The 19,472-nt window shown below is 62.5% G+C and carries 21 protein-coding genes; 11 read left to right on the forward strand and 10 right to left on the reverse strand.

Annotated features, from left to right (window positions below):
* Positions 1-50 precede the first annotated feature (50 nt).
* The gene (locus K3177_RS06960; RefSeq protein ID WP_221597681.1) at positions 51-512 is read right to left on the reverse strand and encodes a peptidylprolyl isomerase; all 462 of its coding nucleotides are present in this window, start codon (positions 510-512) and stop codon (positions 51-53) included.
* 101 nt (positions 513-613) lie between these two features.
* Here K3177_RS06960 and mgtE point away from each other — a divergent pair, with 101 nt between their 5' ends.
* Complete coding sequence (mgtE, locus tag K3177_RS06965) at positions 614-2,068, forward strand: magnesium transporter (protein WP_221597682.1); 1,455 nt, start codon at positions 614-616, stop codon at positions 2,066-2,068.
* A gap of 9 nt (positions 2,069-2,077) precedes the next feature.
* Here the strand turns inward: mgtE and K3177_RS06970 are convergent, their stop codons facing one another.
* Entirely contained in the window at positions 2,078-3,799 is a 1,722-nt protein-coding gene (locus K3177_RS06970) for a serine hydrolase (RefSeq protein ID WP_221597683.1), read from the reverse strand.
* A 130-nt stretch (positions 3,800-3,929) separates the two neighbouring features.
* On the opposite strand from K3177_RS06970, the gene K3177_RS06975 reads away from it, so the two are divergent.
* Complete coding sequence (locus K3177_RS06975; RefSeq protein ID WP_103023108.1) at positions 3,930-4,319, forward strand: DUF1489 family protein; 390 nt, start codon at positions 3,930-3,932, stop codon at positions 4,317-4,319.
* A 58-nt stretch (positions 4,320-4,377) separates the two neighbouring features.
* A complete protein-coding gene (locus K3177_RS06980; protein ID WP_221597684.1) occupies positions 4,378-4,623 on the forward strand; it encodes a hypothetical protein in 246 nt (81 codons plus the stop codon).
* Between the two features lie 16 nt (positions 4,624-4,639).
* Here K3177_RS06980 and K3177_RS06985 read toward each other — a convergent pair whose 3' ends face one another.
* The 3 genes from K3177_RS06985 to K3177_RS06995 all read right to left on the reverse strand — a co-directional run bounded on the left by K3177_RS06985 (position 4,640) and on the right by K3177_RS06995 (position 7,491).
* Positions 4,640-5,323 (reverse strand): DsbA family oxidoreductase, encoded by a 684-nt coding sequence (locus K3177_RS06985; protein WP_221597685.1) that lies wholly within the window; start codon positions 5,321-5,323, stop codon positions 4,640-4,642.
* Entirely contained in the window at positions 5,320-6,102 is a 783-nt protein-coding gene (gene nudC, locus K3177_RS06990; protein WP_221598096.1) for an NAD(+) diphosphatase, read from the reverse strand. Before nudC ends, K3177_RS06985 begins: the two co-directional genes overlap by 4 nt.
* A gap of 78 nt (positions 6,103-6,180) precedes the next feature.
* Positions 6,181-7,491 (reverse strand): serine hydrolase domain-containing protein, encoded by a 1,311-nt coding sequence (locus tag K3177_RS06995; protein ID WP_221597686.1) that lies wholly within the window; start codon positions 7,489-7,491, stop codon positions 6,181-6,183.
* A gap of 111 nt (positions 7,492-7,602) precedes the next feature.
* On the opposite strand from K3177_RS06995, the gene K3177_RS07000 reads away from it, so the two are divergent.
* The gene (locus tag K3177_RS07000) at positions 7,603-7,824 is read left to right on the forward strand and encodes a hypothetical protein (protein ID WP_103023102.1); all 222 of its coding nucleotides are present in this window, start codon (positions 7,603-7,605) and stop codon (positions 7,822-7,824) included.
* Here K3177_RS07000 and mutY read toward each other — a convergent pair.
* Positions 7,821-8,843 carry an A/G-specific adenine glycosylase gene (gene mutY / locus K3177_RS07005; RefSeq protein WP_221597687.1) on the reverse strand — a complete coding sequence of 341 codons (1,023 nt, stop codon included), beginning with the start codon at positions 8,841-8,843 and terminating at the stop codon, positions 7,821-7,823. The genes K3177_RS07000 and mutY overlap by 4 nt on opposite strands.
* A 14-nt stretch (positions 8,844-8,857) precedes the next feature.
* Between mutY and K3177_RS07010 the strand changes: the two genes are divergently transcribed.
* The 6 genes from K3177_RS07010 (at position 8,858) to K3177_RS07035 (ending at position 17,203) form a co-directional block, all read left to right on the forward strand.
* Positions 8,858-9,403: a DUF721 domain-containing protein gene (locus K3177_RS07010; protein WP_221597688.1), complete on the forward strand. Its 546-nt coding sequence runs from the start codon at positions 8,858-8,860 to the stop codon at positions 9,401-9,403.
* Entirely contained in the window at positions 9,400-10,104 is a 705-nt protein-coding gene (locus K3177_RS07015; protein WP_103023099.1) for a thioredoxin domain-containing protein, read from the forward strand. Before K3177_RS07010 ends, K3177_RS07015 begins: the two co-directional genes overlap by 4 nt.
* A 109-nt stretch (positions 10,105-10,213) precedes the next feature.
* On the forward strand, positions 10,214-10,954 hold the full coding sequence (locus K3177_RS07020; RefSeq protein WP_221597689.1) for a thioredoxin domain-containing protein: 741 nt from the start codon (positions 10,214-10,216) through the stop codon (positions 10,952-10,954).
* Between the two features lie 27 nt (positions 10,955-10,981).
* A complete protein-coding gene (locus K3177_RS07025) occupies positions 10,982-14,404 on the forward strand; it encodes an AAA family ATPase (protein WP_221597690.1) in 3,423 nt (1,140 codons plus the stop codon).
* Between the two features lie 39 nt (positions 14,405-14,443).
* Entirely contained in the window at positions 14,444-15,811 is a 1,368-nt protein-coding gene (locus tag K3177_RS07030; RefSeq protein WP_247714321.1) for a M24 family metallopeptidase, read from the forward strand.
* 168 nt (positions 15,812-15,979) lie between these two features.
* Positions 15,980-17,203, forward strand: a complete 1,224-nt coding sequence (locus K3177_RS07035; RefSeq protein WP_221597691.1) for a hypothetical protein — start codon at positions 15,980-15,982, stop codon at positions 17,201-17,203.
* 152 nt (positions 17,204-17,355) lie between these two features.
* Here the strand turns inward: K3177_RS07035 and K3177_RS07040 are convergent, their stop codons facing one another.
* Both K3177_RS07040 and K3177_RS07045 read right to left on the reverse strand, forming a co-directional pair.
* Positions 17,356-17,724, reverse strand: coding sequence for a hypothetical protein (locus K3177_RS07040; RefSeq protein ID WP_221597692.1), 369 nt, complete (start codon positions 17,722-17,724; stop codon positions 17,356-17,358).
* A 194-nt stretch (positions 17,725-17,918) separates the two neighbouring features.
* Positions 17,919-18,434: a hypothetical protein gene (locus tag K3177_RS07045; protein WP_221597693.1), complete on the reverse strand. Its 516-nt coding sequence runs from the start codon at positions 18,432-18,434 to the stop codon at positions 17,919-17,921.
* A 165-nt stretch (positions 18,435-18,599) separates the two neighbouring features.
* Here K3177_RS07045 and K3177_RS07050 point away from each other — a divergent pair, with 165 nt between their 5' ends.
* On the forward strand, positions 18,600-18,758 hold the full coding sequence (locus K3177_RS07050) for a hypothetical protein (RefSeq protein WP_221597694.1): 159 nt from the start codon (positions 18,600-18,602) through the stop codon (positions 18,756-18,758).
* 10 nt (positions 18,759-18,768) lie between these two features.
* Here the strand turns inward: K3177_RS07050 and K3177_RS07055 are convergent, their stop codons facing one another.
* A complete protein-coding gene (locus K3177_RS07055) occupies positions 18,769-19,137 on the reverse strand; it encodes a MerR family transcriptional regulator (RefSeq protein WP_221597695.1) in 369 nt (122 codons plus the stop codon).
* Between the two features lie 10 nt (positions 19,138-19,147).
* Positions 19,148-19,453, reverse strand: a complete 306-nt coding sequence (locus tag K3177_RS07060; RefSeq protein ID WP_221597696.1) for an integration host factor subunit alpha — start codon at positions 19,451-19,453, stop codon at positions 19,148-19,150.
* Positions 19,454-19,472: the final 19 nt, after the last annotated feature.

Raw genomic sequence — 19,472 nt, forward strand, 5'->3', positions numbered from 1 at the left:
AGAAGGGCGGCACATGGCCGCCCTTCCCGTCTAATTGCTGACCGGAACGGTTACGAGATGGTCGCCTTGACGATCTTGCCCGGTTCACGCGGCGGTTCGCCCTTGGGCAGCGCATCGATATGCTCCATGCCGCTCTCTACCTGGCCCCAGACCGTATACTGGCCATCGAGGAATTCGGCGTCGTCGAAGCAGATGAAGAACTGGCTGTTCGCGCTGTCGGGCACCTGGGTGCGGGCCATCGAGCAAGTGCCGCGAGTGTGCGGTTCGCTGTTGAATTCGGCCTTCAGGTCGGGCTTGTCGCTGCCGCCCATGCCGGTGCCGGTCGGATCGCCGCCCTGCGCCATGAAGCCGGGGATGACGCGGTGAAAAACGACGCCGTCGTAGAATCCTTCACCGACGAGTTCGGTGATCCGCTCGACATGGCCCGGAGCCAGATCGGGGCGCAGCTTGATTACCACGTCCTTGTTTTCGCCGTCGCCGGTGTCGAGTGTGAAGGTCAGCTTGTCAGCCATGTGTCGTGTCTCCTGTAAATCGATCGGCGCCTACATAGGGATTGTGCAGAGCGTGTCACCCTCTGCTTGCAATCCCATGGCGGGTGCCTAGAGCGATGCTCATGTCGGAGAGCGACCGCCCCCTCGATGAAGACGGATTCCTGCTCGCGCACGAGCCGGCCGAGGAAGGCCGTCCAGACGACCGCATCGACGACGAGCGCATGGACGAGGAAAATACGTTCAAGCCGGAGTTCGTCCGGGCCGTCGAGGATGCGCTCGAGGAGGGCGACACCAAGGCGGTCTACGAACTGGTCGAGCCGCTTCACCCGGCCGACATTGCCGACCTTCTCGAGCTTCTCGAACGGCAGGAACGCTACCAGCTAGCCGCCGCCATTACCGATCTGATGACGTCGGAGGTGGTAGCCGAGCTGAACGATTATGTCCGCGAGGACATGATGGAAGCGCTGCCGCCCGAGGCCGTGGCGCAGATCGTCGACCAGCTCGAGACCGACGACGCCGTCCAGCTGATCGAGGATCTGGACGAGGCCGACCAGCGCGCCATTCTGGCCGAGGTCGAGCTGGAGGACCGGATCGCAATCCAGTCCGCCCTGTCATATCCCGAGGAAACCGCCGGCCGTCTGATGAGCCGCGAGTTCGTGGCCGTGCCCGAACATCTGACGGTGGGCGACCTGATCGATTACCTGCGCGACGGGCGCGACCTGCCCGACGAATTCTTCGAAGTGTTCGTGGTCGACGAAAAGCATCATCCGGTCGGAACCTGCGCCCTGTCATGGGTGCTGCGTGCGCCGCGCAATGTGGCGCTGGCGGACGTGATGAAGCGCGATCAGACGCTCATCCCGGTCATGCTCGACCAGGAAGAGGTCGGCCTGATGTTCCAGAAATACAATCTGATCAGCGCTGCCGTGGTCGACGAGAACGATCGGCTTGTCGGCCAGATGACGGTCGACGACGTGGTCCACATCATTTCCGAAGAAGCGGGCGAAGACGCACTGCTGATGTCGGGTGCGGGTGATGGCGACATCAACGAACCGATCCGCGAAGCCTATTCCGCGCGTGTCCGCTGGCTGATCGCCAATCTGGGCACGGCGTTGGTCGCATCGCTCATCATCGCCATGTTCGGCGCAGCGATCGAGCAACTGGTTGCCCTTGCCGTGCTGATGCCGATCGTCGCCAGCATCGGTGGCAATGCGGGCACGCAGACCATGGCAGTGACCGTCCGTGCAATTGCCACCAACCAGCTGACGCGCAGCAACACGCGGCGCATCCTGCTGCGGGAAATGCGCGTGGCAGTACTCAACGGCATGACCATCGCGGTGCTCATCGGGCTGGCAACTGGCGCAATCTTCAGCCCGATGCTGGGCGGCGTCATCGCCCTTGCCATGGTGATCAACGTGGTCATCGCCGGGCTCGCCGGCGTGCTGGTGCCGGTGATCTTCGACAGGCTCGATCAGGACCCGGCAGTCGCCAGCAGCGTCTTCGTGACCATGATCACCGATTCCATGGGCTTCTTCGCGTTTCTCGGTCTTGCGGTGGCCAGCGGCATCGTCGGCAGCTGACCGGCGGCATTATTCTTTCACGAGCGGCGAACTGGCCCCGTCCTGGGTGAAGGTCGCACTCGTGACGATCCCGTTGTCCTCTGCAAACACTACCTCAGCGTTTACGGCTCGCCAGAAGAATTCCGTTTCCGAACGCGGGAAGATCGGCAATGCGCCCTGCCCCGTGATCGCAGCCATAAGCTGATCGCCCTTCCGCGTGACGACGAGGGCAAGATCGGGGTTGAACCGATAGGTGCCGGTGACCCGGTCCAGTTGCTCCTGCGACAATTCCACATCCGTGCGGTCCACGCCCGTAGGCGCTTCGGGAACGGCCTTCGCCTCCGCGATCGGCGCACCGATCAGGACGTGAAGCGCGATATCCTGCGCGGACGGTTCGGCAGCGGAATTGGTCAGAGCCACGACCCCGCGACCGGTGGCCGGCTGCAGACCCATGTAGGAGCGGAAACCACCCGTCCCGCCGCCGTGCCCGATCACTTCGCCCGCCGGGGCCATTGTGATCATCCAGCCAAGACCGGCCTTGAATCCCGGCCACTGCCTCGTCTCGCCCAGCGTCAATTTCATGGCCGGAGCGATGGGAGATTCCGGGTCGAGAGCTGCCTTGAGAAAGATATCCATGTCGTGCGCCGTCGAGCGCAATCCACCAGCCCCGGCGAGAACCGCCAGATTCCAAGCACTGGTGGGCCGCATATATTCGTCGAACCCGCCGATAAACCGAGCCTGCTGATCGGGCGTGAGCGTAATGGCGGTATCCTCCATTCCCAGAGGATCGAGGATGCGGGTTCGCAGCAGGGTTTCGAAATCGCTTTTCGCCGCGCGGGCCAGAACATAACCGAGCAAGCCGACGCCCAGGTTCGAATAGCCATACTGACTGCCGATTTCTCTGGGCAATTCATAGGCGGCGAGAAAACCGAGCAGGTCCGCCTCGGTATAATCCGCATAGGGATCCGTGACATCGGACGGGCTGAGATTGTCGGGCAAGCGCGGCAAACCCGAATCCTGCTGCGACAGATTTCGCAGAGTGATCTGCCTGCCATCACGCCGGGGCATTGTGGCGCCGTCGGGAAGGTAACTCTCGACCGGATCATCGAGGGAAACCGTCCCATCGAGCACCATGTCGGCCAGCAGAAGCCCGGTGAAAACCTTCGTCATCGAGCCGATCTCGAACAAGGTTCGCGCATTCACGCTCGCTTCGTCGCTGGAAATCGTGCGCGCGTTCGCCGCTTCCACCGTACCGACGATCATTCCGGCACCGGGTCTGCCGGCAAGCCGATCGGTTATGGCTGTCCGGATGGCGTCGTCAGCCGGCATTTCCCAATCGTCCGGGAGGGATGGCTGTTTGACCTCGGCGGTCCGTTCGGGAGGCTGGCCGGCGCTCAGGGTCAGCGGAAACTGCATTCCTGCCTGGCTGAACACGCCTTGCCAGGCTTCGGCCTCGGCATCCCACGTGCCCGAATAGGCTGCCCCTATGGCGGGGACGGAGAAGGATAGTGTGTCGGCATCAGCCACCACTTCCGAAAGCGGGATGTCGAAGGCTTTCTGATCCGGACTGTCGAGCGTACCCACTAGGGCCCCGTCCGCCGCTCGCTCGAGAGCGACGCCGATCGTCAGACTGGTGCCGTTGAGGTCGAGATTGCCGCGCCAATAGCCGTCCGCCTGCTGCGCTACTGCCGGCGCTGCAGCGACAAGCGCTGCGACGATACCGGCATTTCCGATGTGGCTTCTGATGTTCAACGCACGCTCCCCTGGCGAAATTGCCCGGGCATTCTTACGCCTGATGCCAATCAGATCAATGTCGCGATGCTTTTGGGACTATCGGCAAAATGCACTTGAGTGCGGCGCCCCATCATCCCATCTGGTCCCCATGCCGCTCAATCTGACCAAGATCGCTTTCGGGGCGCAAAGCTATGGCGATATCGAAAGCTGGTATGCGCAGCGGCGTAGCCCTAACCTGACCACGCGTTATCGCCCGACGAAGTGGGAAGAGTGCATCGGCGGATCGCTTTACTGGATCCATCAGCACAGCATCGTGGCACGCAGCGAAATCATCGGATTTTCCGAGACGGCTGACGGGCGCTGGTCGATCGACCTCAAGCCCGAACTCGTCCGAGTGCATCCCCGCCCGAAGCGCGCGCATCAGGGCTGGCGTTATCTCAAGGGAGACGTGCCGCGCGATCTGGCCGAAGGGGAGGACATTGGCGACGCGCTCCCGGGGAAACTGGCAGGCAAGTTGGAGCGCCTTGGACTGATATAGATGATTTCGGAACAGGCCCCCTCCCTCGCCCATTGATTCGGCAAAGGAGAATGTACCAATGCCCGAACGCCAATCGCGTCATCCCGACAACGAATTTATCGAGGAAATCACCGAAGGCGACACGCCATCGCAGCAGGGTTCCGCTGGCGGTGAAGTCAACCGCCGTGTGGGCAAGCGCGGCGAAGAAAACAGCGCTACCGACCCTGCCAACCGCGAGCCGGAAACAGGCTCGGACAATCCCGATCAGGATGCTCGGAAAGGCGAAAAGACGCTTTCCGCCATGCAGAATTCGCGCAGCAGCTAGATCGGCACAGCAGCGATCAGGCCGGAATCTTCGCCGCCACCCGTCGCAGTGCATCCGCGTAGGCTTCGGGCGGCTGCGCGCCGGGGATCATGAACTTGTTTTCTACGATCATTGCCGGAACCCCGGTGATGTTCAGATCCCAGGCAGCGCTCTCTTCCGCGCGAACCTTGTGGGCCAGGTCTTCGCTCTTTAGCGCAGCTTGCGCTTCGGAACGGTCGAGACCCACGCTTTCGGCGATATCCATCAGGACCTGATGATCCGCAATGCGGCGACGCTCGTTGAAATGCGCCTTGAACAGTGCAAGTTTGAGTTCGGTCTGCTTTTCGGGTCCGAACTGCTCGCCAGCCCATGTCAGCAGCTTGTGCGCATCGAAAGTGTTCCACATCCAGCGCTGCGGCTCGGGATCGGGCCCTTCATAATCCAGCGACACGCCAGCGCCTTGGGCCGCTTCGCGCATTCGGCCCTGTACCGCCTTGGACTGTTCGAGGGTGGAGCCATATTTACGCGCGATATGCGCGGCGCTTTCTTCCCCTTCGGCCGGCATGTCGGGATTGAGTTCAAAGGCGTGCCAGCGCACATCGGCCTCGATCTCGCCGTCGAGCAGTGCCAGCCCTTTCTGAAGCGCGCCCCAACCGACCAGGCACCAGGGGCACATCACGTCGGACCATATGTCGATCCGCAAGGTTCGCGGGCTGTTCATCGATCTATCCACCACTGCATCAGGTGATGCGCTATAGCATGCGGCGGAGGGGCAACGAAGCGGCCGTTTCCCGCCAGTGCCGCCTCAACCTCCTCACGCGTGTACCAGTCGATTTCGGCCATCTCGGTTTCGTCGATGGTAAGTTCCTCGCTATCGGCATGGCTGTGGCAGCCGATCATCAACTGGCTCGGAAACGGCCAGGGCTGGCTCGCGATATAGGTTACATCGCGCACTTGCACGCCCGATTCTTCCAGCACCTCCCGCGCGACAGCCTCTTCAATGCTCTCACCCGGCTCGACAAAACCGGCGAGTGCCGAAAAGCGGCCCTCGGGCCAGCCGAGACCGCGGCCCAGCATCAGCCGTCCTTCGTGTTCGACCAGCATAATCGTGACGGGGTCGGTGCGCGGGAAATGGCTGGCACCGCATTGCCTGCAGTCGCGCTGCCAACCACCCTTGGCCAGTACCGTCTCACCGCCACAGGCGGCACAGAACCGATGGCGCGCATGCCAGTCGATCAGGCTGCGAGCACCGCCATACAGCGCGAGATCGTCGGGCTGCAGTGTCGCCATCAACGACCATAGTTGCGGGTTAGCCATTCGCGGAGCCGCGTCTCCGCGCGGCGGAACCGCCGCGAAACAGGCCTTTCCGTCATCGAGTCCCAGAAAGCACAGCTCCGCATTCTCGGGCGCATCGGCCAATGTGCCGAATGCCAGCCGCCCGTGATCGTCCAGTGACGGCATCAACCCGTCCAGCGCCAGCAACCGCGCTTTCCAGTTCATATAGCCGCTAAGCCGTTCCGGATCGGCGCGGACATGGTCGGCGCGGTCAAGGCGCGAGCCAGTGAAGGAAAGCACGGGCTAGCTCTTCGCTCCCTGCATAACGGCAAGGTCTTCCAGCACCGCCTTTGGAAAGGCGTCGTGGACCGGGTAGGCTTCGGACGGCATGTATTGCGTCATCAGATTGGCGCGCAGACCGACCTTGTAGCTTACCAGGGCGACCGTACCGGCAGCCCCGCCCCAGCCGTAGGCACCGTCGCTTACGCGCCCGCCCGCGCCGAAGCCCTGGCCTTCGATCCACGTACCCTTGGTCGTGGCGGTTTCCGGAAGAAGGTCCGAGGTGCCAAGCTTCACGGCCTTTTCGCTCATCACGCGCCGTCCGTCGATGACGCCGTATCCCAGCAGCATTTCAAGAAAACGATCATAATCGCGCGGGCTCGATACCAGCCCGGCGCCACCGAACGGGAATGGCGGTTTGTCGAGGAAGATCGACGCCCGCGCCGGGTCCATCGGCAGCGGCGAGCCGTTCATGATCCCATAATTCGTCGTCAGACGGCCGATTTCGCTTTCTGGCACGGTGAACCAGGTACTGGTCATGCCGGTGGGTTCGAAAATCTGCGTGCGCAGGAATTCATCGAACTTCATGCCCGATGCCACTTCGATGACGCGGCCCATCAGATCGAGCCCGACAGAATAGCTCCATTTCGAACCCGGCTGCAGCACCAGCGGCATCTTGGCCAGCCGGTCCGCGAAGACATCCAGTCCCTTTACTGCCGTCGCGCGACCGAGGCCGGGAAGCGGAAGACGGCTGACCTGACCCGGGATCAGGCCCTGTTCGGTATAGGCCGCCGCGATCGGGCCTTTCTGCACGATGTTGTAACCAAGGCCTGCAGTGTGGGTAAGCAGCTGGCGCACCGTGATCGGGCGTTCGGCCGGGACAACGTCGGTGATGGAGCCGTCATAGGTCTTCTGCACCATCATGTTGGAATAAGCCGGGAGCAGTTCCGCGATGGGCTGATCGAGCCCGAGCTTGCCTTCGTCAATGAGGATCATCGCTGCCATGCCGGTGATCGGCTTGGTCATGGAATAGATCCGATAGAGACTGTCGGCATCGGCCTTGACCGTTCCGCCCAATGCCAACGTGCCGCGAGCGATATAGAGAGGCTCCTTGTCGCCCCATCCAAGTGTCGCGACCATGTTCGCCACCTTGCGTTCGGTCACGTATTTCTGGACCATCGCGCTGACGTTCTTCCAGTCCGCAGCAGCTTCGCGAGCGAAAGCCATGCGGCCCATCGGAGCACCCGCCAGCGCCGCCCCTGCGGTAAGCCAGGCGCCCCCGCGCAGCAACGCGCGGCGGGACATGCTGGGGGTGTCGAACTCGCGATAGGCCATTCGTCTCTCTCCGATACTCTGTCTACGAAGGTTTGTGCGTGAGCGGCGCAGGGCCGTCAATTGCGAATTGAAACTGTTGCATTGCCCCGGTGCTTTACCCATACCGAACACATGCTGAACCTTCTCTCAATCCTGTTCGGACTCGTGTCCCTCGTCGTCGTCATTCCGGCGACTATTCCTCTTCTCGGCTGGGCCAACTGGTTCGCACTGCCGCTGATCGTGATCGGCGTGGTGCTTGGCCAGTTTTCGTCGAGCAACGGGGGCAGGAATTTCTGCCTCATCGTTCTGCTGATTGCAGCGATCCGGCTGTCGCTTGGCGGCGGGCTTATCTAACCCGACTTCGCCACCCGGGCAGCCTTGGCAAACAAGGTCGGCAGACCTGCTTCGTCGAGGCTGTCGATCGGCCACCATTCGCCTTGGCCTTCAGGCTGGCTCGCCCCGAGGCTGGTGAGGACCGTCAGCTCGAGCGAGAAATGGGTGAAGGTGTGGCGCACGACGCCGGCGCTCTCCCATATCCCCGGTGATGGCGTTTGCATCGAACCGCTGGAGCGGGCGTTCCAGCCATCGTCAGGCAAGGCGCGCATGCCGCCGAGAATGCCGGTGCCGGGACGCCTGACAAGCCACACGGCCCCATCGTTTTCCATCCAGTAGGCCTGCCCCTGTCGCACCGGTTTCGCCTTCTTCGGGGCCTTGACCGGCAATCGTCCCGGATCGCCCTCGGCCCTTGCCTTGCAGGCGTTCGACAAGGGGCACAGGAGGCATCTGGGATCGCGCGCGGTGCAGATCGTCGCGCCCAGGTCCATCATGGCCTGCGCAAAGTCGCCGGCACGCATATCGGGTGTGATGGCATCGGCTGCTGTGCGAATGGCCTTGCGGGCGGCCGGCAGCGGTTCCTCGATAGCGAACAGTCGCGCGACGACGCGCTCGACATTGGCATCGACCACCACGGCACGTTTTTCAAATGCGATCGCTGCGATTGCCGCAGCGGTATAGGCCCCGAGGCCCGGCAATCTGCGAAGGTCGCTTTCCGTTTCGGGAAAGTGCCCCAGTTCGGCCACGACCCGCGCGCATTTCACGAGATTTCGCGCCCGCGAGTAATAGCCCAGCCCCGCCCACGCCGCCATGACGTCTTCTTCGGGCGCTGCCGCAAGCGCCTCCACATTGGGCCAGCGCGCGAGGAACGCTTCGAAATAGGGTTTCACCGCGGCGACAGTGGTCTGTTGGAGCATGACTTCCGACAGCCAGACGCGGTACGGTTCCGGCGAAGGCGTTCCCGGCTGCGCGCGCCATGGCAGTTCGCGAGCATGCGCGTCATACCAGTCGAGCAAATTGTCAGAGACAGTGGCGGCCACCGCCCGCCTATGGCATGGAGCCAGGCGATATGGGAAGCGACAAGACAAAATCCGAGGCGAGACACTACCGGCGTCCACGCGGCGGCGTAGCCAAGCCTATCAGCGACCTCATGCCGCAGATCGGACGCAGCGCGTTTCGCCGTTACGGCTTCGTCCAGAGCTCGGTCGTCAGCCGCTGGCCTGAAATCGTGGGCGAAATACACGCCCGGACATGCACACCCGAAATGATCCGTTTCCCGCCGGGCGAGAAATCCGAAGGCATCATGCATCTGGTGGTCAAACCTGCACATGCGCCGCTGGTCCAGCAGGTCATTCCGGAAATAATCGAACGGGTGAACCGGTTCTTCGGATATTGTGCCGTCGCCCGGATCAAGCTGCGGCAAGGCGAGGTTAAGCCACCACCGGGAAGAGAGGCGCAGAAAGCGCCGCCTTCGCTCAAACCGATTCCGATGGAATTGGGTGACAGTCTGCGCGATATCGGAGACCCGGAATTGCGTACGGTGCTGGAATCGCTGGCGCGCAGCATCGGGTCTCGAGAAGACGGGGATGACATAAAGTGAAAATCAAATCGTTGGCCATGGCAGCGCTCGCGCTGGTCGGTGCGAGCACGCTGGCTCTTGGCGCAAATGCGCAGGAACGCTTGATGAAGCCCGGCGGCAACTGGGCCGGCATGCTGCAGGCATCCGATGGCGGGCATCTTTTCGGCAACCCGGAAGCCGAAAAGAAGCTGATCGAATTCATGAGCTACACCTGCTCTCACTGCGCGGAATTCGCGCGCAAGGGCGATGCGGCAATCAAGCTGTCCTACGTTCCCACCGGCAAGATCAGCTATGAAGTCCGCCACTTGATCCGCGACCCCGTCGATCTGACCGCCGCGTTGCTGACCCACTGCGGCGATGAAAAGAAGTTCGGCGGCAATCACGAAGCGATCATGTATCGTTTCGACGAATGGATGGACAAGGCGCGCAATGCGACGCAGGCGCAGCGTTCGCGCTGGCAGTTCGGCACGAATTCGGCGCGGTTCCAGGCGATCGCCAGCGACCTCGATTTCTACGAAATAATGGAAACCCGTGGCTACCGCCGGGCCGATCTCGACCGGTGCCTGTCCGACGAAGCGAAAGCGAAGGCTCTGGCCGATACTTCGGCAGCCGATGTTGCGAAGTACCAGCTTACGGGCACGCCGAGCTTCGTGCTCGATGGCAAGCTGCTCGAAGCGCATGACTGGCCTTCGCTCGAAAAACGTCTCAAGGACGCAATCTGAAGACCGCTAACCCGTTTTTCGGGGGAAAGCCCTGTGGATACGCATAATAGCGCCTTTCCTTGGGGACATCCCCCGGCATAGCCTCCCCAGCATAGATACGAGGATTTTCATGACCAAGACCTTGCGTTTCGCCCTTGCCGCTCCGCTTGCCCTGGCGCTGGCCGCCTGCGGATCGGGTGCAGAGGAAACCGGTGAAATCAAGGGCGATGCCATTGCCGCCATCCCCGCACCCGCAGGTACGGAATGGCGCAGCACGGCAGTCATGACCGACGATGGCGGCGTACTCGTCGGCAATCCCGACGCCCCGCTCAAATTGATGGAATACGGCTCGCTCACCTGCCCGACCTGCGCACGGTTCGCGGTGGAAGGCAGCGAGCCCTTGATGGAATATATCGACAGCGGCGTCGTCAGCTTCGAACTGCGCCAATACGCCATCCATGGCCCGCTCGACCTGCTGCTTGGCCGGCTGACCCAATGCGGCCCCGTAGAAGCGGTCCTGCCGCTATCGGACCAGGTCTGGATGAATTACGAAACTATCATGCAGCCGATCCAGACCAATCAGGCCGCTTTCGAAGCAGCGATGCAGCGCCCGATGCAGGAACGCTTCGTGGTGGCCGCGGAACAGATGGGCTATCTCGACTTTTTCGCCGCACGCGGGATTAGCGAAGATCAGGGACGTCAGTGCCTGGCCGATACCGCCAAGCTGGAAGAACAGGCGAACTTCACCCAGCGTTACGGCAGCGAATTCGACATTACCGGCACCCCGACCTTCAAGCTGAACGGCCGCGATGTCGATGCCAACACCTGGGCCGGGCTTGAACCGATACTGCAGCGCGCCGGCGCCAGGTAAAGCTGGCAACGGGGGGCCGGGACAGGAATGGAGATCTCGAAGCTCAAGCTGAGTGGCTTCAAGAGCTTCGTCGAGCCCTCCACCTTGCATATCGAACCGGGGCTGACGGGTGTCGTCGGCCCCAACGGTTGCGGCAAATCCAACCTGCTCGAGGCGATCCGCTGGGTGATGGGCGAAAACTCGCCCAAGTCCATGCGCTCGGGCGGGATGGAAGACGTCATTTTCGCCGGTACGCAAAGCCGCCCGCAGCGTGATTTCGCCGAAGTCGTTCTCAACGGCGCGGACGATGACGGCGACGAGATGGAAGTCGTCCGGCGGATCGAACGCGGCGCCGGCAGCGCCTATCGCCTGAACGGGCGCGACGTGCGCGCGAAGGACGTGGCGCTGATCTTCGCGGATGCGGCCACCGGCGCGCACAGCCCTGCCCTCGTCAGCCAGGGCAAGATCGCGCAGGTCATCGCCGCCAGGCCCACCGAACGGCGCCAGATGCTCGAAGAAGCCGCGGGCATCGCGGGCCTCCACGTGCGGCGGCGCGATGCCGAAAGCAAACTGCGGCAAACCGAAACAAACCTCGAACGGCTCGAAGACATCATGGCCGGGCTCGACAGCCAGATCGCCTCGCTGCGGCGGCAGGCCAAGCAGGCGGAACGCTATCGCAAGCTGTCCGACGAGATAAAGACCGCCGAAGCGCGGCTGGTCTTCGCCCGCTGGCGCGACGCGGCGGCGGCTGCGGAAGAGGCGAAGAAAGCGGCGGCGGCTGCCGAAGCCAGGGTAAGTGAAACGCAGAAGGCTGCGGACGAGGCGCAGAAGGCGCAGCGGACGGCCGCCGAAGCGCTGGCGGAAGCGCGCGAGGAACAGGCGGACCGCCGGGACGATGCGAGCGCGCACGGGCACCGCATGGCGGCGCTGAGCACTCAGCTCGAAGCTGCCGAGCAGCGGCTCGCCGATCTCGACCGGCAGAAGGCGCGGCTCGAAGCCGACAAGGGCGATGCAGACCGGCTGACGCGGGATGCCGCAGAGGCGCTTTCGAAGCTGGAGCGCGACCTGGCCGAGAGCGAGAAGGCTCTCTCCACGGACGAGGAACGCCGCCCTGCCCTCGAGCGCGCGCAGGAACAGGCCGAGCGGGACAGCCGCACGGCCGAACTCGCGCTGGCCAAGGCGACAGCGGACAACGCCGGGGTCGAGGCGGAGTGGCGCGTGGCCGAAGCCGAGATCGCCCAGGCGAAAGCCCGCCTCGAACGGGCCGAGGCGGAAGCACGCCGCATGGCGCAGCAGCGCGCCGCGCTGGCCGGTGAAGATCCGGATGCCGATGTCGATGCTGCCAAAGCCGCAGCCGAAGACGCGGGGTCATTGCTTGCGAGCCTTCGCGCACAGCTGGAGGGCATGCAGGCGCGTAAGGCGGAGCTACAGGCCGAGCGCGACGAGGCATCCTCGCACCTCGCCGAAGCCAGGGCCGAGCTGTCGGGCGTGCAGCGCGAGTGGGAAGCGCTGAAGCGCGACCGGGAGGCGCGCGAGCGGGCTATGTCCAAGCGTAGCGGGCGCCAGCAGGCGATCGACGGCGTGCGGGCCGCCAAGGGATACGAGCGCGCCGTCGCCGCGGCGCTGGGCCGCGATGGCAAGGCGCTGCTGGGCGTGCCGGACGGCGATGCGGAGGGGCGGTACTGGACCGGGGCCGATGCGCCGTCGCCCGTGGAGGACAGCCTGTCGGCCCATGTCGAGAGCTGTCCCGCGGAACTGCGCGCTTTGCTGGCACTGGTGCATGTCGCGCAAGAGGACGATGGGCGCGCGCTGAAGCCGGGCCATGCGCTGGTGACGATGGCGGGTCAATTGCGCCGCTGGGACGGTCTGGTGGTGCGCGGCGAAGGTTCCGCGGAGGCCGCGCGGCTGGAGGCGGAGAACCGGTTTGTCGAACTCGAGCAGCGCCTGCCTCCCCTGCAAGACGCTGCGGCACAGGCCAGTGAGACGCTCGATCGGGCTGCCGGGCAGCTGACGGATGTCCAGCGCGATCTGATCGCCGCGGAACGCGAACTGGCCGGCGCCGCCGATGCGGAGCGTCAGGCGCTGCGCGCACTGGATCAGGCCGAAGCCGCGCGCGAGAGACTGGCGGCGCGGCTGGAAGAGCTCGACCGCAGCGAGGCCGAGCATGGCGAAGTGATCGCCTCGGCCAAGGCCGATCTCGCATCTGCCGAGGCCAAGCGCGATGCCCTGCCCGATCCCGCAGCCGGTCGCGCATCGCTGGAAGCCGCACGTGCCAGAAACGAAGCGTCCCGGTCGAACCTGCAGGCCCGCGCGGCAGAACTGGCCGCCCACGACCAGGCGCTGGCCGTGGCGCGCGAGCGGGCATCGGCCCAGCGCAGCGACATGGCTAACTGGCAGGCCCGCAGCGGCGATGCCGCACGGCGCCTGTCCGAGATGGAAATCCGGGCGGAGGAAATCGAGGAAGAACGCGCGATCGTCGCCGCCAAGCCGGAAGGGCTGATACGCGAGATCGAACAGGGCGATCAGGTCCGCGACCGGCTGACCCGCGAACTTGCCGCAGCCGAACAGGCGGTGGCCGAGGCAGGGAGCGCCGCACAGGACGCCGACCGCACCTTTGCCGCAGCGAACGAAGCGCTGGCCGATGCGCGCGAGAACCGCGCTGGCCTTGCCGCCCGCGCGGAAAATCAGGACAGCCGCCGGATCGAGATGACTCGCATCTCGGGCGAGCGGTTCCAGTGCCCGCCGCCGCTGCTGCCCCAGCGCTTCGAATTCGACGAGGACGCCATCCGGGCCGCCGAGGCCGAGAGCGAGGAGATGGACCGCCTGACCGCCAGCCGCGAGCGCATCGGCCCGGTCAATCTCGTCGCCGCGGACGAGCTGGAGCGGATCGAGAGCGAGCATGGCACCAATGCCGCCGATCAGGAGGAACTGCGCGAGGCGGTCAGCCGGCTGCGCGGATCGATCGGCAATCTCAACCGCGAAGGGCGCGAGCGGCTGCGCACGGCGTTCGAGCAGGTCAACGATCACTTCCAGCGCCTGTTCAACCGGCTGTTCGAAGGGGGCGAGGCACATCTTGCGCTGATCGACAGCGACGATCCGCTTGAGGCCGGGCTGGAAATCTTCGCCCAGCCGCCGGGCAAGAAACTGCAATCGCTGACCCTGCTTTCGGGCGGCGAACAGGCGCTGACCGCCACCGCGCTGATCTTCGGCCTGTTCCTCACCAACCCGGCACCGATCTGCGTGCTGGACGAAGTCGACGCGCCGCTGGACGATGCCAATATCGACCGGTTCTGCGACCTGCTGGACGCGATGGTGCGCGAAACGCAGACCCGTTATCTGATCGTCACCCACAACGCCGTGACCATGAGCAGGATGCACCGCCTGTTCGGCGTGACGATGATCGAAAAGGGCGTCAGCCGTCTCGTCAGCGTGGACCTTGGCGGAGCAGAGGAATTGCTGGCCGCGGAATAGGCTGGCCGGCCCGAGGGGAGAATTTTTCCGACAATGTTAATGCGTTTTCCGATCAGGGCCGCCCTGCTGTGCGCCGCCCTTGCCGCATCGCCATCCCATGCGCAGGACGCCGCGCCGCCGCAGATCGCCATGAGCGATAGCGAAGAGGCCGCCCCGGACATGCCGGAACTGCTGTCGATGCGGGAGCGTGCCGAGGTCATCGACCGCATCCTGGCCAAACGGCTCGACACGGTAGTGCCGCAGATCATGCGCGAAGAGGGCATCGACATGTGGGTGCTGATGGCGCGCGAATATTTCGAGGAGCCCGTCATCGCGACCATGCTGGACGGGCAGAGCATGAGCGCGCGGCGCCGCACCATCCTGGTCTTTTACGATCCGGGCGAAGGCCAGCCGGTGGAGCGGCTGACCGTGAGCCGCTACGGGCTCGGCGATCTGTTCGAAGCGGCATGGGAGCCGGGTACGCAACCCGACCAGTGGCAGGCGGTGGCGGATATCGTGGCAGAGCGCGATCCACAGAAGATTGCGATAAACTTTTCCGACCTTAGCGCCTTTGGCGACGGGATGACGCTGAGCCAGTACCGGCTGATGAGCGCGGCGTTGCCGCAAACCTACCGCGATCGCATCGTGTCGGGGGAAACGCTGGCGACACGCTGGCTCGAGCACCGCATTCCGGAAGAGATGGAAATCTATCCCGGCATCGTGCGGACCGCGCATGCGCTGATCGCCCGCGCCTTTTCCCGCGAAGTCATCACGCCCGGAGCCACCACCGCGGCCGATGTCGAATGGTGGTACCGCGACACGTTGGCGTCGCTGGGCCTGACACCCTGGTTCCACCCGTCGGTCGGCATCCAGCGCGAAGGCGCGGAAGTGATGCTGCGCGGCGACACGGTGATCCAGCCGGGCGATCTGCTGTGGACCGACTTCGGCATCACCTATCTGCGGCTGAACACCGATACGCAGCATCTGGCCTATGTGCTGAAACCGGGCGAAACCTCCGCCCCGCAAGGGCTGACAGACGGCCTTGCCGCGACGAACCGCGTGCAGGATGCGCTGCTGGAATCGTTCGAAACCGGGCTGAGCGGAAACGAGATCCTGTCACGCGCGCGCGCCAAGGCGATCGCACAGGGACTGATGCCGTCGATCTATTCGCACCCCATCGGTTTCCACGGACACGGCGCGGGAACGCCCATCGGTTTCTGGGACAATCAGAACGGCGATCCCCGCGGCGAATACGCCCTGCGCCCCGACACCGCCTGGTCGATCGAACTGACCAGTTACAATGCCGTACCCGAATGGGGCGGACAAATGGTGGACTTCCGGTCCGAGGAAGACGCCTGGTTCGACGGTGAAAAGGTGCGGTTTCTGGATGGCAGGCAGACGGAGCTCACGCTGATCCCGTCGGAGTGATGCGAGGAGTAGGGAGTGGTTTTGGCGAGGAAAGGTGGAGCGCCAGAGGGCCGCTGCTGGGTGCATTTTCAAGCGTCGCTATCAGCTGCTTTTGGGGTGGGAAGCTGACTGGCGGCTTTGCGACACGTCTTACTGGAACGTCGTCATTAGTTACGCTAGCTTTATCCCATGCTGAATTTTCGACCTGTGACGTTTGGTGACGTCTTTATCAGCTTGTTGCTGACTGGATGCATGACCACGCAGCCTCAAGGCGGTTCGGCACGGGAGCGGGACGTATCGGTCCGGTCGTCCGAGTTTGTCACACTTCCTCCGGCAAATTCTATGTTGGGATACAAGTTTGCCGCGCTGGGTGAAATCAACCCCTCCAATCCGTTGGCAGAAGAGACGGCGGGGCAGATACTCAGCCTTTTTGGCAGGGAAGATCTGATCGCCGATACCAGCGATGACTATCAGGCAACCGGATGCTCGCCTGCGGCGTCAATGCGCGATGTTTTCGCCGAAATAGAAGATCGAGCGCGCGAGACGTCGATCGTCATTATCAACGAGAGCCATGAGCGCTCAGAGCATCGCGGTTTTACTGCCGAAGTTCTAAAGCGGCTACGCCCACTTGGTTACAACACCCTCGCGATGGAGGCGCTGGCCAATCCACTTCCTGACACGCCCGAGCGGTATTTGCCCTCGTTCTTGAGAACACCAGATTTGCCTTATTTTGAGGATGAAGATGGATACTATCTTTCGGAGGCGGCATTTGGTCGCCTTGGGAGGTTAGCAAAGGCGAAGCAATATCAAGTCCTTCCTTATGAAGCTCGCCACCGAGAGAACGAGGAAACTCTATCTGTGGATGAGCAGATTGCTCTTCGCGAGGAAGGGCAGGCAAGCAATCTCTCAAATTTTTTACGTGACCATCCCGGCACCAAGTTGATCGTGCATGTTGGTTACTCTCACGCGGTAGAAGTTCCAAAGCAAAGCGGCGCGCGTTGGATGGCTGCCCGCCTGAAAGACATGACTGGCATTGACCCGCTTACCATTTCGCAGACAACATGCCGTGGCGGGAGCGAGGGTCTTCGTTTCGCCGAGCTACCTGCAGATCAACCTGTGGGAGGCTTCGATCTTGTGGTCGATCATCCAGATGCGCAATTCGAGGGGAAGCGTCCACTCTGGCGCAAGCAGGCAGGCGATAAGGCTGTCCCCATCCAAGCGAACTTGTATCCTTCAGAAGGTTGGCGAGTAATTGAGGCGCGTCCTGTCGGCGAAAACCTCGCATCAATTCCCGTAGACCGGGTCGCTATCCGCCCCGATGAAGAGGTCGTACTGATGTTGCCACCCGGCCAGTACGACCTGAGAATTATTGACGTGCCATCCACGGTACCACCAAGCACTGGGATAGAGTAACCGTTTCAGGGAAATCTGGCGAAACGCTTCTATGTCCGCAATGGCGTCGTTAGCTAAATTTCCGCTCCTGGCCAAAACAAGCGCGAAGCTGCTAGTCCGCTATGGGGCACAGTCGCCAACAGCTGGAACGGCTGAAATGGGGTGGGGAGCGGTCATTGCGGAGGGATCGTGGGCAAGCCCTTTTCCAGAAGGGCGGCCCGCCGCTTTTCCATGTAACCGTCAAATCCCTCGCCAATCAGCCATGGCGACGTTTGCGTAAGCTGTTCGGGACGAAGCACTACCTTTCCATCCTTGTAGGACAAACGCCCCCTCACCTCGAAGTCGGCAACTGCTAGGTGGCCAGACCAGTCTTCGGAAGCGGAGTAGAGGTTCGGAATTGTGTCAGGATCGAGTTCGATGTTTACGCCACACCTGTAATCGGTGAAGTGTATTCTACCCCCGTGAGGAGGGGCCATGACGTCGATGACCTCGCCGCTCCATGCCACTTCTACTCCCTGCCAGAAGTGCCGGTTCTGTGGCATTGCGCAAATAGAGGAAGGTGCCGGTGAGCATCCGACGCAAGCTACCATTAAGAGAGCAGACGAAGCATGTTTGAGATACCCCACATGCAAAGCTTAGCTGACTGATGGACGTCTGCAATGGGTTCGTTAGCCGATCGTCCACTCTGACCGAAATTGGGGTGGAATGCGGACATGAAGACGAGCCCAATCGGGGGCTAAAATGCGCAATTTAAGAATAAACCTTCGGGGCCGCTTAGCTTGGCGGCAAATTTATGGCCATTTATTATCGTGAAAATCTCATCCACTCCCACTCCCGGTCGGTAGTGATAACCGTTTATGTCGCCAAAGATATTGACGCAGGACACTTCGGATGACGACGTAGTTTGGTCGCGCGACGCCCTGCAATCCAGCCCATTGCCTGTCCATTCTTTCCCTTGAAGCAGGCGAGCGTTGATGGCGCCGTAATTCCGAACGAAGACATCTACTCCACTCCTAGTTGCGTGGAAGAAGAGGTGATCAACATCCGCCGAGTGAATGCCTGGCCCAGATACGGTATATCCATCATCTTCATCGAGTATTGTGATGACAGTGCCAGCCGCATCAACATAATGAAAAGCTTTACCCGTAACATCACAGGCTTCATCACCTAGCGAACGATTATAGCTATGTTCGCAACTGGTCGTCAGGACGACCCCAACCAACGCAACACAAAGCTTCCAAATCGCTTCCATAAAATCCCCCTAGAGAGCGGTAGGCTAGCGATAGACGCCGATAGTCCGCAATCGGGTCGTTTGCTGACTGTCCGCTCTTGGCAAGGTGCTAAACTGTCGCGAATTGAGGTCGGAAGCAGGCATCTTGCTCGACAGCACTTCGCGGTCAAGCGAATGAAAATGTGGATGAACTTGCTTCTTTGTTCCGCCGTTCTCTCGGCAGTGCTCGTTGCAATTCGCGAGCCATCTTCGGTGATCGAAGAAGATCCCGAGGCCCCCTATTCGGGCCGACTTTACCTCGGCACGGCAACCACGGCATCGCGGCCCTACGCTCCGGAGCCGTGAGAAATCGGTTTCAGGCCGCGAGGGCTGCCTTGAGATCGTTGCGGATTGCTTCGAGTTGGCGGAGTAGGTCAGCGGCTGGCGGCGATTCCGGCGCTGCCGCTCCCTGCGGTGCCGCCTGCTGATCGGACGCGCCGCGCAAGGCGGCTTTCGCGCCTTTCAGCGTATAGCCTTCGCGATTGACGAGGCGCTCGATGCGTTCGACCAGTTCGATATCTTCGGGCCGGTAATAGCGCCGCCCGCCGCTGCGGGTGAGCGGCCTGAGCGTGGGGAACTGCTGTTCCCAATAACGCAGCACATGCGGTTTGATGCCGGTGGCCTTGGCGACTTCGCCGATGGTGCGCAGAGCGCCGCTGTCCTTACCGTCGTCGAAACTCGCCATGCGGATATCCTCAGCCGTTCGCGATCCGCTCTTTCAGGAGCTGACTGGCGCGGAAGGTCATCACGCGGCGCGGCGTGATCGGCACTTCGACCCCGGTCTTGGGATTGCGGCCGACCCGTTCCGACTTGTCGCGCAGAACGAAGCTGCCGAAACCGGAGATCTTCACGTTTTCGCCATCGGACAGAGCATCGCAGATCTTGGCCAGGATCGCTTCGACCATGTCGAGCGATTCAGCGCGGCTGAGACCCATCTTGCGGTTGATGGTTTCAGCGAGGTCGGCCCGTGTCAGTGTGCCTACGGAACGCGTAATATTCATTCTTTCTTTCCCCCCAGAT

It is taken from the genome of Qipengyuania pacifica, assembly GCF_019711555.1.
In the GTDB taxonomy this organism is placed as follows: Bacteria; Pseudomonadota; Alphaproteobacteria; order Sphingomonadales; family Sphingomonadaceae; genus Qipengyuania; species Qipengyuania pacifica.

Excerpts from the sequence above, each read along its gene's own strand:
- K3177_RS06960 (WP_221597681.1), bottom strand. The coding sequence starts at position 512 with ATGGCTGACAAGCTGACCTTCACACTCGACACCGGCGACGGCGAAAAC.
- mgtE (WP_221597682.1), top strand. The coding sequence starts at position 614 with ATGTCGGAGAGCGACCGCCCCCTCGATGAAGACGGATTCCTGCTCGCG.
- K3177_RS06975 (WP_103023108.1), top strand. The coding sequence starts at position 3,930 with ATGCCGCTCAATCTGACCAAGATCGCTTTCGGGGCGCAAAGCTATGGC.
- K3177_RS06980 (WP_221597684.1), top strand. The coding sequence starts at position 4,378 with ATGCCCGAACGCCAATCGCGTCATCCCGACAACGAATTTATCGAGGAA.
- K3177_RS06985 (WP_221597685.1), bottom strand. The coding sequence starts at position 5,323 with ATGAACAGCCCGCGAACCTTGCGGATCGACATATGGTCCGACGTGATG.
- nudC (WP_221598096.1), bottom strand. The coding sequence starts at position 6,102 with ATGAACTGGAAAGCGCGGTTGCTGGCGCTGGACGGGTTGATGCCGTCA.
- K3177_RS06995 (WP_221597686.1), bottom strand. The coding sequence starts at position 7,491 with ATGGCCTATCGCGAGTTCGACACCCCCAGCATGTCCCGCCGCGCGTTG.
- K3177_RS07000 (WP_103023102.1), top strand. The coding sequence starts at position 7,603 with ATGCTGAACCTTCTCTCAATCCTGTTCGGACTCGTGTCCCTCGTCGTC.
- K3177_RS07010 (WP_221597688.1), top strand. The coding sequence starts at position 8,858 with ATGGAGCCAGGCGATATGGGAAGCGACAAGACAAAATCCGAGGCGAGA.
- K3177_RS07020 (WP_221597689.1), top strand. The coding sequence starts at position 10,214 with ATGACCAAGACCTTGCGTTTCGCCCTTGCCGCTCCGCTTGCCCTGGCG.
- K3177_RS07025 (WP_221597690.1), top strand. The coding sequence starts at position 10,982 with ATGGAGATCTCGAAGCTCAAGCTGAGTGGCTTCAAGAGCTTCGTCGAG.
- K3177_RS07030 (WP_247714321.1), top strand. The coding sequence starts at position 14,444 with ATGCGTTTTCCGATCAGGGCCGCCCTGCTGTGCGCCGCCCTTGCCGCA.
- K3177_RS07035 (WP_221597691.1), top strand. The coding sequence starts at position 15,980 with ATGCTGAATTTTCGACCTGTGACGTTTGGTGACGTCTTTATCAGCTTG.
- K3177_RS07040 (WP_221597692.1), bottom strand. The coding sequence starts at position 17,724 with ATGCCACAGAACCGGCACTTCTGGCAGGGAGTAGAAGTGGCATGGAGC.
- K3177_RS07045 (WP_221597693.1), bottom strand. The coding sequence starts at position 18,434 with ATGGAAGCGATTTGGAAGCTTTGTGTTGCGTTGGTTGGGGTCGTCCTG.
- K3177_RS07050 (WP_221597694.1), top strand. The coding sequence starts at position 18,600 with ATGAACTTGCTTCTTTGTTCCGCCGTTCTCTCGGCAGTGCTCGTTGCA.
- K3177_RS07055 (WP_221597695.1), bottom strand. The coding sequence starts at position 19,137 with ATGGCGAGTTTCGACGACGGTAAGGACAGCGGCGCTCTGCGCACCATC.
- K3177_RS07060 (WP_221597696.1), bottom strand. The coding sequence starts at position 19,453 with ATGAATATTACGCGTTCCGTAGGCACACTGACACGGGCCGACCTCGCT.